The sequence below is a fragment of the Ammoniphilus soli genome (assembly GCF_040813775.1).
The window spans coordinates 203852-220018 of the sequence record NZ_JBEGDL010000010.1 but is presented as its reverse complement, the minus strand read 5'-3'; the positions used below and the strand labels follow the sequence as shown (position 1 = coordinate 220018).

At 40.0% G+C, this 16167-nt stretch carries 20 protein-coding genes; 8 read left to right on the top strand and 12 right to left on the bottom strand.

Annotated features, from left to right (window positions below; genetic code table 11):
* The 4 genes from ABLT31_RS19995 to ABLT31_RS19980 all read left to right on the top strand — a co-directional run.
* Positions 1-795 (top strand): MFS transporter (locus tag ABLT31_RS19995; RefSeq protein WP_367754906.1); only part of this gene is annotated, 795 nt, incomplete at its 5' end.
* Positions 796-843: 48 nt separating this feature from the next.
* Positions 844-1464 (top strand): FMN-dependent NADH-azoreductase, encoded by a 621-nt coding sequence (locus ABLT31_RS19990; protein ID WP_367754904.1) that lies wholly within the window; start codon positions 844-846, stop codon positions 1462-1464.
* Between the two features lie 243 nt (positions 1465-1707).
* A complete protein-coding gene (locus ABLT31_RS19985; protein ID WP_367754902.1) occupies positions 1708-1962 on the top strand; it encodes an Asp23/Gls24 family envelope stress response protein in 255 nt (84 codons plus the stop codon).
* 116 nt (positions 1963-2078) lie between these two features.
* Positions 2079-2483 carry a DUF3888 domain-containing protein gene (locus ABLT31_RS19980; RefSeq protein WP_367754900.1) on the top strand — a complete coding sequence of 135 codons (405 nt, stop codon included), beginning with the start codon at positions 2079-2081 and terminating at the stop codon, positions 2481-2483.
* 651 nt (positions 2484-3134) lie between these two features.
* On the opposite strand, the gene ABLT31_RS19975 is transcribed toward ABLT31_RS19980, so the two are convergent.
* Positions 3135-3422 (bottom strand): hypothetical protein, encoded by a 288-nt coding sequence (locus ABLT31_RS19975; RefSeq protein WP_367754898.1) that lies wholly within the window; start codon positions 3420-3422, stop codon positions 3135-3137.
* Positions 3423-3542: 120 nt separating this feature from the next.
* Between ABLT31_RS19975 and ABLT31_RS19970 the strand changes: the two genes are divergently transcribed.
* Positions 3543-3689, top strand: coding sequence for a hypothetical protein (locus ABLT31_RS19970; RefSeq protein WP_367754896.1), 147 nt, complete (start codon positions 3543-3545; stop codon positions 3687-3689).
* Positions 3690-3718: 29 nt separating this feature from the next.
* Here the strand turns inward: ABLT31_RS19970 and ABLT31_RS19965 are convergent, their stop codons facing one another.
* The 4 genes from ABLT31_RS19965 to ABLT31_RS19950 form a co-directional block, all read right to left on the bottom strand.
* Complete coding sequence (locus tag ABLT31_RS19965; protein ID WP_367754894.1) at positions 3719-4357, bottom strand: hypothetical protein; 639 nt, start codon at positions 4355-4357, stop codon at positions 3719-3721.
* A 75-nt stretch (positions 4358-4432) separates the two neighbouring features.
* On the bottom strand, positions 4433-5065 hold the full coding sequence (locus ABLT31_RS19960; protein WP_367754892.1) for a copper amine oxidase N-terminal domain-containing protein: 633 nt from the start codon (positions 5063-5065) through the stop codon (positions 4433-4435).
* 49 nt (positions 5066-5114) lie between these two features.
* Complete coding sequence (locus tag ABLT31_RS19955) at positions 5115-5315, bottom strand: hypothetical protein (protein WP_367754890.1); 201 nt, start codon at positions 5313-5315, stop codon at positions 5115-5117.
* A 1554-nt stretch (positions 5316-6869) separates the two neighbouring features.
* On the bottom strand, positions 6870-7196 hold the full coding sequence (locus tag ABLT31_RS19950) for a ribbon-helix-helix domain-containing protein (RefSeq protein ID WP_367754888.1): 327 nt from the start codon (positions 7194-7196) through the stop codon (positions 6870-6872).
* 590 nt (positions 7197-7786) lie between these two features.
* Between ABLT31_RS19950 and ABLT31_RS19945 the strand changes: the two genes are divergently transcribed.
* The 3 genes from ABLT31_RS19945 (at position 7787) to ABLT31_RS19935 (ending at position 9726) form a co-directional block, all read left to right on the top strand.
* Positions 7787-7990, top strand: a complete 204-nt coding sequence (locus ABLT31_RS19945) for a hypothetical protein (protein WP_367754886.1) — start codon at positions 7787-7789, stop codon at positions 7988-7990.
* A 78-nt stretch (positions 7991-8068) separates the two neighbouring features.
* A complete protein-coding gene (locus ABLT31_RS19940; RefSeq protein ID WP_367754884.1) occupies positions 8069-8422 on the top strand; it encodes a MerR family transcriptional regulator in 354 nt (117 codons plus the stop codon).
* A gap of 824 nt (positions 8423-9246) precedes the next feature.
* On the top strand, positions 9247-9726 hold the full coding sequence (locus ABLT31_RS19935; protein ID WP_367754882.1) for an N-acetyltransferase: 480 nt from the start codon (positions 9247-9249) through the stop codon (positions 9724-9726).
* A 402-nt stretch (positions 9727-10128) separates the two neighbouring features.
* On the opposite strand, the gene ABLT31_RS19930 is transcribed toward ABLT31_RS19935, so the two are convergent.
* From ABLT31_RS19930 to ABLT31_RS19900, 7 genes are all read right to left on the bottom strand, one after another.
* The gene (locus ABLT31_RS19930; protein ID WP_367754880.1) at positions 10129-10695 is read right to left on the bottom strand and encodes a YkvA family protein; all 567 of its coding nucleotides are present in this window, start codon (positions 10693-10695) and stop codon (positions 10129-10131) included.
* Between the two features lie 68 nt (positions 10696-10763).
* Positions 10764-11558: an ABC transporter ATP-binding protein gene (locus tag ABLT31_RS19925; RefSeq protein ID WP_367754878.1), complete on the bottom strand. Its 795-nt coding sequence runs from the start codon at positions 11556-11558 to the stop codon at positions 10764-10766.
* Positions 11559-11574: 16 nt separating this feature from the next.
* Positions 11575-12510: an ABC transporter permease gene (locus tag ABLT31_RS19920; RefSeq protein WP_367754876.1), complete on the bottom strand. Its 936-nt coding sequence runs from the start codon at positions 12508-12510 to the stop codon at positions 11575-11577.
* A 185-nt stretch (positions 12511-12695) separates the two neighbouring features.
* Positions 12696-13799, bottom strand: a complete 1104-nt coding sequence (locus tag ABLT31_RS19915) for an ABC transporter substrate-binding protein (protein ID WP_367754874.1) — start codon at positions 13797-13799, stop codon at positions 12696-12698.
* A gap of 133 nt (positions 13800-13932) precedes the next feature.
* On the bottom strand, positions 13933-14553 hold the full coding sequence (locus ABLT31_RS19910; protein ID WP_462976516.1) for a flavin reductase family protein: 621 nt from the start codon (positions 14551-14553) through the stop codon (positions 13933-13935).
* The gene (locus ABLT31_RS19905) at positions 14543-15460 is read right to left on the bottom strand and encodes an RluA family pseudouridine synthase (protein ID WP_367754870.1); all 918 of its coding nucleotides are present in this window, start codon (positions 15458-15460) and stop codon (positions 14543-14545) included. The genes ABLT31_RS19910 and ABLT31_RS19905 overlap by 11 nt, the downstream gene beginning before the upstream one ends.
* 110 nt (positions 15461-15570) lie before the next feature.
* Positions 15571-16122 (bottom strand): hypothetical protein, encoded by a 552-nt coding sequence (locus ABLT31_RS19900; RefSeq protein ID WP_367754868.1) that lies wholly within the window; start codon positions 16120-16122, stop codon positions 15571-15573.
* Positions 16123-16167: the final 45 nt, after the last annotated feature.

Sequence of the window (16167 nt, the reverse complement as noted above, 5' to 3'; positions counted from 1 at the left end):
AAATTTGACTGGGTTGGTGGTGGTTTGCTAGCTGCTACAGTGACCTTGCTGCTTTTAGGTGTTACGAGTGGAACGTGGTGGTTTCCTATCTTTGGATTGCTTGCTTTAGTGATGTTCATCGTACGAATTCGTTCCGTTTCCGAACCGTTTGTTCAACCTGAGCTCTTTACAAACAAGAGCTATACACTCAGGCTAACGATATCTTTCTTAATAAGCGGAATTGGTTTTTCCCTTTATTTTCTAAGTCCATTGCTTTTGGCTCATGTACACCAGCTCCCGCCTAACTGGATCGGTTTTGCGATGGTTCCTGCTGCAGTCGCCTCCGCCATTCTTGGGAAAAAAGGAGGTAAGCTGGCAGATTTGAAGGGGAATTCGTATCTTTTCTTTGTTGCATCCGGATCTTTATTGACCTGTTTTGTTTTGCTTTCAACCTTCACTGGAATATCTCCTGTATTCATTGCTATCTTTTTGATTTTCGGTAATGTGGGGCAAACCTTTATGATGATTTCTTTGTCCAATTCTGTCTCCATGACATTGCAAAAGGGGCAGGCTGGGGTGGGAATGGGGCTTTTAGCAATGTCGAATTTCATTTCAGGGGGGATGGCTTCAGGGGTTTACGGTAAGGTGGTAGATCTTGGCTCCTATGTTCATTGGAACCCGGCAAATATCTATCCAAACGGCTTGATTTACAGCAATATATTTCTCGTTCTTGCTGTTTTACATGTAGGCATTTTGCTGCTTTACTATTTCCAGTTTGGCAAAACAACAAGAACAATCAAACAAGCGGAGTGCTGACCCTGTAGTTTGATCAGGTATTACTATTCCTTATTTGGAGGTAATGAAATGACAACAACTTTGTTTGTTAAAGCGAATGATCGTCCGATAGAACAATCTATTAGTGTGAAATTGTATGATGCATTTTTGAATAGTTATAGGGAATCACATCCGAGAGATATCATTATTGAACTGGATTTATATAAAGAGCCACTGCCTTATTTAGGTCATGTCATGATTAGTGGGAATTTAAAAGCCTATAAGGGAATAGAGCTCACGCCAGATGAAAAGAATGTACGTGATATTGTCACAAAGCACCTAGAACAGTTTATAGCTGCTGATAAAGTGGTCATTGCTTTTCCCCTTTGGAACTTAACCGTGCCTGCCGTGCTACACTCGTACCTTGATTATATACATCGCCCAGGTAAAACATTTAAATATACTGCTGCAGGTTCAGTTGGTCTATTACCCAATAAGAAAGTGGCGTTATTAAACGCAAGAGGTGGTGTATATGCTGAAGGAGACCCTTCTGAAATGGCCGTAAGCTTTGTTCGGAATCATTTAAAGTTTTTTGGTATTACAGACATCAGAACGGTAGTGATTGAAGGGCATCACCAATTTCCTGATCGGAGGGAAGCTATTATTTCGGATGGTCTTCAGAAAGCTGTTCAAGCTGCGAAAGCATTTTGATGCCACTCGCCTATTGTATGAATTGTAGTAACCAAAACGTTTGGGGTGTGCACATACGAAAAAGTGAAATTGTAAAAGAGTGTTACAAACAAGGCTTCATTCTAGGCAGTTCTGTTTGTTGAACAAACGGAGATCGATAGCGTGATATAGGGATGCACATCCCTTTGCCATTGTTCCGCTAAAGGGCAGTGAAGGGTGGGAATAATAAGAGTATTTAATGGCTGTTTAATTAAGGAGCAAATAATGAGCAATATAGGTTGGGAAATCCTGTTTTTTATTTTCGGATTGGTTACTTTATGTTTAAGTGGATTTTTCCTTCGTTTGCATTACAAAGATTTCAGACAAGAACAAGACAAGATAAAGTGGCTTACGGAATCTTTTCCAATGAAAGCCCCGCTTATGGTAAGTTCTTTAGGTATATTTTTTACTGGTTTAATAGCGGTTTTAGTATTCGGACTTGATTTAACCCGTATGTTAATTCGTTTTTTGTTCAGCTAACGGGATTCAGATAGCGGGATACGGGATGCTTCGGCATCCCATTCTTTTTGTTCCGCTAAAGGGAGTTTAGTCGAATATTATCTTAGGTTTTTAGGAAACTAAAAACGGGTGATGATATGAAAAATTATGTAGTATTGTGGTTTTTAATACCGTTATTAATGATTTTCAACTCGTCAGTATATTCACAAACCATTAATGAAACCGATACGGAACTATGTGATGCATTTAAGTATGCACTTATTAGGAGCCTTGGTGAGCCAATAGATAGAGCGATAGCAGAAATTTATAAGGACGATGAAGTTGCACAAGAAGAAGGTCTTACTTGGGCTACATATGACACCGAAATTTTAAAAATAAAGCAGTTATATGGTGTAGGTGGGTTATATGAAATAACTTTAAAAGTACACCCGTATTATCGCGCTCATATTACTTACGGAGAAGATAAAATTGTAGTAAGTTCAGACGGAGAGTTAATCGATTATGAGCATCTAAAAACTTATCCTAAAGTAGATTTCAACTAACGGGTATCTATAACGGAATAAAATTGATGTTAATTCTTCATTTCACGATCCATTTTCTTATAAATTGGATAAAGGATACGGCTAATACTATGATGAATGTAGTAACAATTGAACGTTCTAATATCATAAACAAAAATTCATCATAAGGAATGAAATAAATCATCCTATCGGCATTTTGATAACCTCTTGGTGTCCATAAAGCTAAAAATCCAAAAGAAGAAAAAAAGGTGTATATTGCTGTTTTTATTAAAGTATTTTTCCTCACTGGGATTACCCCCATTTATGGTTTTTATATAAAACTATGTAACTCTCCGTTTATTTATTAAGGGACGGAGATCTATAGTTTAACAAGAAAAAATGGTTGCGACTTATTCGCAACCACTTTTTTATGCATATTTTATGCAGAATTTAAACCGGGTAAAACTCTTAAATTCTCGTTTGTATAAGTGGAAACCCTGAAAAGCCATATATGCCTTAAGCTATGTTAAATTCGGCGATTTTCTAAAAAATTAATTCGGCTTCACCACATTTAGCTGTCAATATCGATACAACCAAAGCAGTCATTAGCATTAACATAATAAATCGATCTCTATTCCTCCTACTCCTTTTAAATTTTTGTGCAAATAAAAAAGGAATGCTTTTGCACCCCAATCACCTCGTACCCTTTAAATATTCTGCTTTTGTCCAATGTTCAAACGGATTCTTACTTTCATCTCTTCCTGGCTTTACACACCGATGAGTAACAACATGATCAAGCCCATAGTTGTATTTCTCCCTTAACCATTTCCCTGCAACCTGTCTAGCTTCTTTAAGACCAGTTCGATTCTTATTGTATACTGTATCAATGGTTTCCCTTCTACCATCTTTTACTTCAGTAACAGTATAGACTCCCTCTTCCCATTGCCCATTAAACTCAATGTAGTAATCATACTTAGCCATATTGCACCTCCAAAATAATCTATACTTATTATAAAGGATAAATATGGTACTTTTGGAAAGGTTTTATCTAAAAATCTAAAACCACTACACACCTCATATAGTTCTAAAGAGGTGATATCAATGCTGATGCTTATGATCTATATTCCGTTAGTCCTTTGGGTAATGGAAGGCCGTTACGAATGGTATGAGCAAGTGATTGCTGTATTGGCCGGAATAATTTGTATGGTTGCTACTCATGGAGACGAGTACAATATCAAGGTAGACTGATGAATTGGACGCAAAAAAGACGCCTATTTCTAAGCGCCAATAGTTTTAAAGAACTTTATAAATTGTCTACCAAATTCACTTAATGCAATCCTATCGGAAGAAAGAGGTTTATCCCCTCCACCAATATCGCCCCAAGTTAATGTAATACTAACCAGTCCTAATTGTTGTAATTTATTCACTACATATTTATTAACACCTTGTATGGGTTCATCAGTTAGGTTATCCTTCTCATCCATACCATACTTATTTAACAACTTTAATTCAGCCATTCGTAATTGCCTTAGTATATCAAAATATGTGTATGTTAAATCCTCATCAATCAATTGATGTTCTACAGTAGTCTCAAATCCATTTATAATATACTGTATTTTTTCATCTTGTTGTTCATCAAAGACATTCTCCAAAACTAAAGGAAAAATCTTATGTTTAATAAATTCACCAACATCTGTAGGTTGTTGTCTGATTTCCTTCTCTAATCGGTCAAACCTACTATTAATTTCATTTAATCTTTTCTCAATCCGATTAAAGCGGTAATGGTTAATTAATGCACCAGCAATTGGAGTTGCTGCGCCTGCTAACTCTAATGATCCCTCATAAATCAATTCAAGTTTACTACCTGACTCAATTCCAAGAAACTCTTTCAAGCACACATTAAGATTATCAAGCATATCCATCCCTCCACTTCAATAATACTGGAAGTGAAAGGGATTGTCTTGCTAAAATAACGCTAATCTCCGAAGCTTCTATGGTTTTAGCTCATTCAGTTCTCCTTGAATCTGTTCATAAATCAAATTAACCAAAGTACTAGCAGATTGATATTCTTTAGATACGTAAACCTCGTCTTGTTCTTTTATGTACTTCTTAGCTTGAATAATGTGATTTCCTAACTTAATCAAAGTATCAATTTCACTTTTATGCAATGGATATCCTTTTATCTCATCCTGCCATTGACGAATTTCGGATTCATCGATTTTATTGACATCATTCAATATAGGATTTTCTACATTCATTGTCTTTGAAATATTTAACGAATATCCAAGTACAGAAACAACTTGTAATTGCGTTCTTGCAAAGACAAGATAATCTAATACCTTTGCTGTGTAGTAAAGGTCATTACCGTTACTTGCTTGTATTTTAACTGTCTTAGATCCAGCATCCCATTGAACGTTAGCTCCAAGACTCTCACTTACAGTCCTTAGTGGAACCATTGTTCTTCCGTCTAATACAATAGCTGGCACATCACCTTTAACCTGGTTTCCACCTATAACCACATTGACAATCTGGAATCCTTTAAACATTCCATTACTAACTGCTAAAACTGTACCACTCAAAACAAATGATGATAATAGAACTAACCCAATAATTCTTTTTTTCATACTTGACTTTCCTGCTGAAAAATAGAAAAAGCACCCGAATTAACGGGTACTATTCAGTATAGAACCATATTAAATTTGCTTTTATAAAAGATACATTGCCTGTATATCCGTAATTTGTCTTCAATGATACCATCTCATCACCACTACTAACAGCGTCTACCCTACTAACCAATATCACGTCCTGGCTTTCTTGAACCAGATCACCCTTGTAGATTTGACCATCGACTGTTTTAAGCATGATTTTAGGCATTTGCCACCATCCCCACGCAAATTAACTACAGGAATATCTTACCACATTATTATGTAAACTTTTCTAAAATCTTTGCCTCAGTCACTTACTCTCATAAATGCGCTTATTTCTCTCATGATTCCGTAATTTCTTCTAAACTATATCGTCGAATTAACATGGTCAAAATACTCATGTGCATTATTATGATGCTTGGTTCTCTAAGTTTTGGTGATTTAACTAAAATTCCCCATTAAAATAAGCTTACTACCTTCAGCTAACTTGGTATAAAATGATTAAACACTATGACTTTATTACTGATAATATTAGTAAACAAAACCTTGAGGGTGCTGGGCAACCCTCCCTCGTAGAGACGCAATATAGTTTTCCGTCTTTAGGGTAATCAGGATAAATTTGGTAACAAGCTGTATATAGAGATTCGCATCAAAATAGTCCCTAAAAATTATTTCTCCATCTTCAACAATGCAAATATGTAAACACTTACTTCTTATAATCTGGATATATTCCTACAAGCAAATAAAAATAAATGTCTCCAATTGCTAAATTACTATAAAGTTTGATACTTCCTTTATGTTTGACCTCCAATTGATTTTAATTTGTATAGGTTGAGTTTTTCATTTTTTTATCGTTCCTTGGCGAGTTATTTTTGTATGTACGCTGCTTAATGTGAGGTCATTTATTTAAACTTCAAAAGACAAGTTCAAAAGATATCGATGTTGATTTTCGGAGCAAAAATCGCTCCTCAAATACAACATCGTCGAAGTGTTTTTCTCCGCTTCGCTACGAAGAAACACTTCGGTCATAATTTATCTCTTTGGATATTCACTATTATATGTAATCTATTTAAATAAGTACCTGTTCCACTTTTACTATATTATTAATATATCAAAATTTTTTAGTAAAACTGGAACAATCTAAGCCAACTTAGAAATTATGATATATCGCTTGGATCAATTTAATTATAATGGATGGAATAGATGAGGCAAAGCCGCGGCCGCCTACGGCTTCTCCTAGCTCACCTTCCCTTCGGTCAGGTTCACTACGGAGCTACGTCCTCTTCCACTACTACAGGAACCCTATTCCTATCCGATCTCTAAAATCTGTGTCTATTATTTAGACTACCATCAGACTAGTGTTCCGGGCAGAATCCTGTGTTGTTGTTAAGTGCCTGTCACCGCCCGGATTTTGTCGAAATAACTTGCTTATCACTCCTTTGATGTGATTAAACTAAGCACAAAACAACTAGGAGGAGTGCAGAGTGTTTTTTTTTAGAATGGGGTTAGTCGTTGCTGGAGGAACTACAATAGCTGTTAAAATGCTCACAGACTTAGGAATAATCTCAATCATTGGCGGTTAAAATATTAATCCCCTCCACCCATAGCCAATTTGGTTATGGGTTTTAAATTGTTTAAAAACTGTGAATAACTAGTATAAAAAGTAATGGAGTTGATAGTATGAAATGTGTTGACTGTGGCAAGGAGATTTCCTCCACTAAAAATGAATATCGCTGTGATGATTGCTACAAGATGTACGAGTCATTTTCACCAAAGAAATAAATCAATAAACTAATCGACCATTCTCTTTAACCGGAATAATGCGGAATGGATCATCATCTTTTACACCATGCTGAGATTGAATCCAGTTAACATAGTCAAAATGATTTAGAGAGTATGAAATCATTTTATTAGCTAATTCACTTTCAGAAGTATTACAAGCTCGTGCAAGTCGATTAAGTTTTTGCTTATCATCGGGAGGAAGATATGTTTGCAAACGCTCCTTCTTATCAACTTTAACCTTTCGTACTCCAACCTTCTCCCCTACTCCTTTAACGCTTATAATAACGCCTCCTTTTTGTGTGATTATCCCATAGTCTGAGAGTCTCAACGTTTGACAGTCGAAGAGTCTTAACGTCTTAAACGTTCAGAGTTTATGCGTCTGAGAGGCGGGATAGAACTTTTATTACGAGAGAGAATCCCCTGATAAAATAGCGGATGACTCCGTAAGCTTTCGCCAGGACAATCGAAGAAGTAAGAAGTAGTTCCAGGTCGCTAAAGTAAATAATTACATCAGAAAGATTATGTAAAGAAAGAGGGCTGTTGTCATCGACGAAGCTGCTAGGGAATACATCGCAAACGTATTCAGGAAATTTTTAATGAATGTATCGATCGTGACGATTTAAAAGGGATATTCATCGGCGTATTTCAGAACATCATAGAAAACGAAGAGTTTGACGATAAAAAGAAGATGGATCTCGTTGTGTTTTCACATAAGATTGCGTGTGAGTTTGATCCTCTGGTAATGGGTGAAGGACTTGACAATTACCTGATTGCTCAACTACTAAAGGCGGGCTTTTTACTTTATTAGCGATTTGTCAGATATTCAGATATATCATGGTTAAAATGATGTCAGATTATATTACGTGATGGCGAAAAAAGTTGTAAATTGAAGTTATAATTTCAAAAGGAGTGATAAAGTTGTTATTACTCGAACTAAATAAATTTTGGAATGATATATCTTTGATCGGTAATATTGAACTTTTGAAAGCCGAGAAAGATATAATTAAGAATAGTATTACAGATGCCTCCATTAACTGGGTCGAGCGAATGATCCGGTACAAGAAAGTTCAATTGATAAATGAAAGAATTGTTGAAATCTCAAAGAAAGATGCCATTGCTTGATATAGTTTAAGTATTTTTAATGATAAAAATAAAACTTAATTTCATTGACATATGTAAGCAAAATTCGCAGGAGGAACCATGCCATACAGAGACAAAAAAGTAATCACTATTGGAGTTGTTGCAGAGTTAACCGGAATGTCTGAAAGACAAATTCGTTATTATGAAGAACGACAACTCATTTTTCCGGAGCGAACTAAAGGTGGAACACGAAAGTATTCCTTCAATGATATTGATCGCTTAGTCGAAATAGCGAATAAAATGGAAGATGGGCTACAAACATACGAAATCAGACAAATAGAAAAGAAACAACAACTAGAAAAGAAACAAAAAGAAGAGACAGCTCGTAAACAAATGATTCAAGGACAATTAAATGCAGCATTTTATAAAACCAACGAACCAAATAAACGTGGAAACTCTCTCAAGAGTTTTTAAAACCAGTTATTATTTAAAAAAGAAGATTAATGGTCAGTAAACCGGTAGCCTTCGCAAAGCTACCGTTTTTTATCGTGCCAGCGGATAGATCCTCCGCTTGCACCTGGCGCAGACATACGCAAGCTCTAGCGTTTCTTTATCGACGAAGAGCCAGCGCCCTTTCTGATCAGAGGCTGCAATAGAGCGATTATGAGCGTGATACAGGCATTTATTAAATCGGGTGGACACAAAATGCCACTCATATCAATTAGAAGTCGAGAGACGGTTATAGGTAGCTTATCCGTGTTATAAACAATTCATCAATTATTTTGCACTCCCACACTCCCCTTTCTGCTATGGTCTGGTTCCTAACATATATCTGGACACAAAAAAGAGACCGACATGTCATCAGTCCCTTTTTATTACTGGGTTTTTACACCCACTTGCGGGTCACACTTCAGGTCACATCCAGATCGTTTTTGGTCACATTAAAGCGTTTTTATTAGGATTACTCAGGAAACAAAAAAAGTCCTCGAAGCCTTGATACTACTGGATTATCCAGCGTTTACCGAGACGTCCGAGGCGGAAGTAGGAAATGAAATGGATTTACTACAAAATTAATATAGCATACAGAGCTCGGATGTGACAGTCACTTCTCTCGACAGGTTTCGCCAGATTTCTATCATCCAACAGAAACTCTGCCTTTTTTTCGAGGTAGCTTCCATTGTTTTAATTCTAGACAGGATACGTAAAACTGTGTATATTTATCTTATATATTAGCATAATTATTCAAATAGAATTATTACCTTCGGAGCAGGAGAGCCCGAAAGGGAGGAACGTTATTAATGATTATTCGCCAAGCTACCATTAAAGATTTAGACCGGATGGTTGAGTTAATTAATATGTATGCAGAAAAAGGGATGATGCTGCCGAGATCCAAGCTATCCTTGTGTGAGTCGCTTACTTGTTTTTCTGTAGTGGAAGATCCACAGGCTGATCGCATCATCGGCGTGGGCGGACTACATATCCTTTGGGAAGATCTTGCCGAGATCCGATCCCTTGTTGTCGCCCCTGATTATGCCGGCAAAGGAATTGGAAAGAAACTGGTCGATCACTTATGCGAACGTGCTTTAGAACTGGAAATTAAAAAGGTTATGGCTTTAACCTATCAAGAGAAATTCTTTAACAGCTGCGGTTTTGAAGTCGTATCGAAAGAAACCCTGCCGCACAAGGTATGGAAGGACTGCATCAACTGTTCCAAATTCCCTGCCTGCGATGAAATTGCTGTTATTCGAATTGTTATTCCAACTCAATTGGCTTCCTAAAAACCAGTGAGGTTGGATGCTGTCCCCCGCCAATGATAGACGTTGGTGGGGGTTTTCTTTACGGTTCAGGAGATAATGGGAGTTTTTCCGACTATTTGTCTGTTTAGACTGAAAAAGTGAGAAATAAGCGGAGTTTTTCCTGCTAAACCTCAAAAATCATGATTTTCTTCCGTGTTTTAGAGGAATAACCGGATTTTCTCCGCTTATTTTAGCCAAAAAGTCCTCATCATTAAATATAGTCGGACTTTCTCCTGTTATCTGAAGCCTGCCTTCCTTCTATAATATTCATCTCAAAAGTACTATTAATCGACAGTCTCTTTTCTTCTGTTATCCAAAAATCATCCCTTATACCTTCTCCAAAAAATAAAGAAGAGCAGGGCTATAGGCCCTGCTCTTCTTTATTTACTTCTTATTTAAAAGGTTTTTAATCGTTCCTAAGACTTTTGTGTCAACAAGCTCTTCAGCTTTCTTTAACAGCTCCTGGACGGTCTCCAGCAAGTCCGCCTCGCCATTCCAATGCTCAAGCAATACATGCTTGTCCACTTCATTCATGATCCGGCTTAGCGCATAGGCGGCTAAGATGATATCGTCCAGAAAACCAATAGGGCCGACGATGATTTCCGGCATAATGTCGAGAGGAGATAGAAAATAAGCCACTACAACACCTGCTAATGCCTTAGACTTCGTGGGAACTCGCCTGTCTTGGAGAAGGCGGGCAAAAAGAACAAACAGGTCAGGAGCAAGCAAAATATACTTGGCCGCACGATCCGCCTTATCTCCTGTCTGTTTTTTCAAAAACTCTTCGACCTTTTTTCTTATCTTATCGTAAAATCTTTGATGATCTTTTTCCAATACAATTAATTGCCCAGCATGATCAGATTGGGATTCTTCTTTAGCTTCCGTTGCCGGATCAGTCTCGACCGGGCTCCATTCGCCTTCAACCGAATTGTTCTTATTCCACTTTGTCACTTGTTTTGCCTCCCATTCTCCAAACATACCTCTATTCTACCCGAAGTTTGGAGGATGGGCCAATCTTCTTACCCTAATACGGCTCGGTCGCTTGCAAACTTTTCCCCGCGGAGGCGTTCAAATTCTTTCAGCAGTCGCTCAATGGTCAAGGTTTGCTTCTGTTCCGTGTCTACATCTAAGATAATGGTCCCTTTATCCATCATGATCAAGCGATTGCCTAAGTCGATAGCCTGTTGCATATTATGGGTAACCATGAGGGTTGTAAGACCGGAATTCTGCACGATTTCTTTGGTCAATTGGGTAATCAGCGCTGCCCGGGCAGGATCCAGGGCAGCCGTATGTTCATCAAGCAAGAGAACCTTCGGTTGAGTAAAGGTAGCCATCAGCAAGCTCAATGCCTGTCTTTCTCCCCCCGATAGGAGTCCGACCTTTGCATTCAAGCGATTCTCCAAGCCTAAGTGAAGAGTTTCCAAATGATGGCGGAATAATTCTCTGCGTTCCTTATTCACGCCAACGCGCAAGCCTCTAGTCCGATTCCTGGAGTATGCCATCGCTAAGTTTTCCTCAATCGTCATCGTAGGAGCGGTCCCTGCCATGGGATCCTGGAAAACTCGCCCAATGAGCGGGGCTCGCTGATGCTCCTTCAAATGATTGACAACAGAACCATCAATTTCAACCGTTCCTTCATCCGGCAGCATGACGCCAGAAATGATATTCATCAGCGTCGATTTCCCTGCCCCATTACTTCCGATGATGGTTACGAAATCACCTTTTTTTAGATTAAGGTTGATGTGGCCCAGTGCTATTTTTTCGTCTACCGTACCTTCATTGAATATTTTATTAATGTTTTTTAGTTTAAGCATGCTGTACTCTCCCCTCCTATTGAGCCAGATTTTGTGACTCGCTCGCCTTTCGCTTTGCCGCTTTTCGTTTCTTTTCCTTCAAGTTAGAAATGATTTTTGGCGTGATGAGCGCGAAAATAACGATTAAAGCCGTCATCAGCTTCATGTCAGATGGACTTAAACCTACCCGTAACGCTAAGGCTACAACTAAGCGATAAATAATGGCACCGCCTATAACTGCCAGAGTGGCACGCTTGATCGAGCGGTCCCCGAAGATGGCTTCACCGATGATAACCGAAGCTAAACCGATGATAATCATCCCAATTCCCATTGAAACGTCTGAAAAGCCTTGATATTGTGCCATTAAAGCGCCGGATAAGGCAACTAGTCCATTGGATAGGGCAAGACCTATAATAATGGTATTATCGGTATTAGCGGAGAAGCTTCGAATCATTCTTGGGTTATCCCCTGTTGCACGCAAGGCTAATCCCACTTCTGTATCCAGGAACCAATCCACTGCAAGCTTGATCAAAACAACTAATACAGCCATCACGATCAGCGTGGAATATTGAGCAAAGGTTTCTCCAAAAGCGCTAGTAAATGAGCCTACTTGAGACATAAGTGTCTCTTCGCCTAACAATCCGATATTGGCCTTCCCCATTATTCTCAAGTTTATGGAGTATAAGGCAATCATAGAAAGGATCCCGGAAAGCAGGGCATTGATTTTCCCTTTCGTATGAAGGATTCCGGTCAGGCTACCAAACAACAAACCTGCTAGCATGGCGACGAATGTCGCGATGAGCGGAGAATATCCGCCAACAATCATAACGGCCGCTACGGAGCCGCCCGTTGTAAAACTACCATCCACGGTCAAATCGGGAAAATCTAATATTCTAAATGTCAGGTATACCCCTAATGCCATAAGAGCAAATATAATACCTGATTCAACTGATCCTAAGATCGCTGGACCCATGATGTCTCCTCCTTAGTACCTATCTGAACAAAATATAAAAACTATTATAATATAAGATGGCAAATAGTTTAAGTGCAAATTTTTACACGACAGTGCTTTTTAGCTTTTCTATCGTAAAGCTTAAGAAATTAACACGAGAAAAAGGGATTCCACTTAAGGAATCCCTTTTTCTTTAATAACTACAATTATTTAGATTCTATCTTTTCGATAAATACCGGGTTGTGCTTTTCGATAATTGGCATGAGCTTCTCCAAATCGATTCCTTGGTTAGCAGCAGCCTCTTTGTTTACAGCTAAATGAATTTCATCAGGGAATTGCACTGCTAGATCTCCAGGCTTCGCTTCCCCTTTAAGCACCTTCACGACCATGAGTCCCGTCTGATAGCCAAGATCGTGATAGTCTGCGCCATATCCGGCAAAACCGCCGTTCTTTACAGAATCCATTTCCCCTACAAACAAAGGAACATCGTTCTCTTCCGCTACTTTTACCACAGCCTTCAGGGCAGCAACGGCTGTATTGTCCTTAGGCACATAGATCAAATCAGCGCGTCCGAGAAGCGATTCAGCAGCCTGCAGCACCTCTGTGCCATTGCTTGCATTGGCTTCAACGGGCTCAAGACCCAACTCAACCAAGGCTTTTTTTGCATTTTCAACATTGACGACAGAATTCGCTTCTCCGGAATTATAAATGATCCCGATTTTTTTAGCTTCCGGGAATAATTCATGGATGGCCCCCATCGCCCTTTTAATCGCTTCAGGATGAGTGTCGGAGTATCCAGTCACGTTCTTTCCTGGATTTTCCAAATTATCGACAAGCTTAGCGCTTAATGGATCTGTAATCGCTGTGAAGAAAAGCGGAATTTCTGTTCCTTCGGTAGCTTTGACCAGCGACTGGGCACTCGGTGTTGCAATAGCAAGAATAGCATCCTTCTTATCGCTGACAAATTTTTGAGAGATTGTATTTACGGTACTAGGATCGCCCTGGGCCGATTGGTAATCGATCTCGATGGTTTCTCCATCAATATATCCGTTATCTTTCAGTGCCTCAATAAAGCCTTCTCTTGAAGCATCGAGCGCAGGATGTTCAATGATCTGGGTGATCCCGATCTTTAATTTTTCTTGTGACCCCGTCGCTGTGGCTTCTGTGTTTGCTGGTTCAGCCTTCGGCGTTTCTGCTGTATTTGCCCCTCCGCATGCGGTCAATAGCAGGCAGGAAAGCAGCGCGGCCCGCTTTAGCCATTGTTTGGTTTCTTTTTTCATCTCTCGCAATCCCCCATCTTTTTCTAACATTTTAAAAAGTTAGAGCTATTATACACCATCGCATACACGCTTTAAAGTGCAAAAATAAAAAATGCACAAAAAAAACCTTACCTCTGATTTCCGGGGTTTCCCTAAAACCATGGTAAGGATGGCTGGTCGTCCACTATTCCTTTTTGGCCTGATAGGCAGGCCGCGGCATCGAGAAGATTTCTCCTAATTTTACGTAGTCCAAACCGGCTAGACGGCCAATCGGGGCCAGTTTTTGGGTATCTATTCTTCCTTTTTGATAGAGTGAATCATCTACATGGATATGGACAATCTCTCCAATAATCAAATCCGAATTTGGACCGTTGCCAAGTTCCAGATGTTGATGCAATCGACATTCGTAGTGAAGCCGAGCCTCGGCAATCCGGGGCACGCCTATGGCATGGCTTGGGGAAGTCGTAAGGCCAGCTTCCTTCACTTCGCTAATTTCGGGCGGATAGTCGCACGAGGTTTCATTCACTTTTGCCACATTCTTCTCATCCACCACGTTGATGACAAACTCTTTGGAGGCAATAATATTCCTAGCGGTATCCTTTTGGTCCCCACCAGGCTTTCTCATCACGGCGACAGAAATCATGGGAGGATTTGTGGAAACTACGTTAAAAAAGCTAAAAGGTGCAGCATTGACTACACCCTGATCTCCCACGGTGGTGATAAAGGCGATCGGACGGGGAAGCACTCCGCCGATCAGCAGCTTGTAATTCGCTGCATGTTCATTTGTCATCGGGTTAATCTCCATGTTTATCATTCTCCCCTGCTATGGCATGAAGCAGATCCAATATATCCCGCGGCAAAGCGGACTTGAAATCGAGCATTTCACCCGATCGGGGATGAGGAAAAGAAAGAGATCCGGCATGGAGCGCTTGCCTTCCAATGACTTCTCTGCTCCCGCCGTATAGGTCGTCTCCCATCAAAGGATGACCAAGATGACTCATATGTACACGGATTTGGTGAGTCCTTCCCGTCTCTAGCTTTAACCGGATATGTGTGGCCAGATCAAATCGCTGGATTACTTCATAATGGGTAACCGCTTCCTGCCCATCCTCCCGCACTTCCCTTTCTACGATCGATTCGCCTTTTCGGGCGATGGGAGCATTAACCGTACCTGAATCATGAAGAAGGCGGCCATGGACAACGGCCTCATAGATTCGTCTGATGCCATGCTGTCTTTGTACAATCGCGAGCTGTTGATGGGCAAATTGGTTTTTCGCAACAATCAGCAACCCTGTCGTATCCTTATCCAGTCGGTTAACCGCGCGGAACTTTCGGTTAAAGCCCTGCTCTTGCCAATACTTTACTACCCCATTTGCGAGGGTCCCTGCCGGATGAAGCAAAGTCGGGTGAACACATTGGCCGGGAGGCTTGTTTAACACCATGATATCTTCATCTTCATGGCAAATGTCCAGTTGTATATCCTCCGGAACAATGTTTTCCGATTCTTCTTCCTGCATCACCATGGTTATGGTATCTCCCGCGTGCAGCGGATGATCCAAATAGGTAAATTGACCATTTAAATAAATCGATTTTTCCTGTTTCAATTTGACCAGCAGCTTGCGGGATAACCCTTTTTTCTTCCGGAGAAAAACTTTCATGGTAGATCCCTCGTCTTCTTCGGTGACCTGATAAGTAACCATAGGGACATCCATATCTCTTCCTCCTTCACCTGTTGCTCTAGAATTATTCGTTATGCAGCCCATAAATCCTGCCTTGCCTTACTTTTAATTGAGCAGGGTTGTTAGCGTACCCGAAAAGCCCCCTATCCAAAGGAGGAAGGGGGAATCGCTTCTGTTGCGCCGGGATCAAGGGGAGTGATGGACTGAACCTCATACTCGCCTTCTTCTCCCTCGCTATCATTCATCTCGTGACACTTGAGAAGGGCATGATAAAGGGCGAAACGGAAAGTGACAGCAGTCAGGGTATATCTAGATCCTTGCTGATCGGGATCGAGCCGATTCAGCACCTCGACTTCATAGTTTCCTTCCCGTCCTCCCGTCTTCATGGGAACGAGAAATCCCATATGCCTAAGGATGGATCCTATCGAAAAAAATCCGCAATCATCATAATCCAGTGTCTCTTTTTCATGGAAGAGGAATTCCCATAAATCCTCCTGAGTAAGTTTGCGGACGTTATGCGGCTTATTCATGCGGACTACGGCCCCATCCTCATGAACAAAGTAAACGAAATTCCTGTACTGGAAAATCAAATCATCATATTCTCGATCTGGTGGAAACAAGATATGTTGTTTCGGGAGCAGCATTCTCCAAATGTCTGCTGGCGTTCGATCTAGCAGGAGCATGATTTTTTTCACCTCTTGCCCCCATTGTTCACTATAAAAAAAGGTTCTATACCGTTA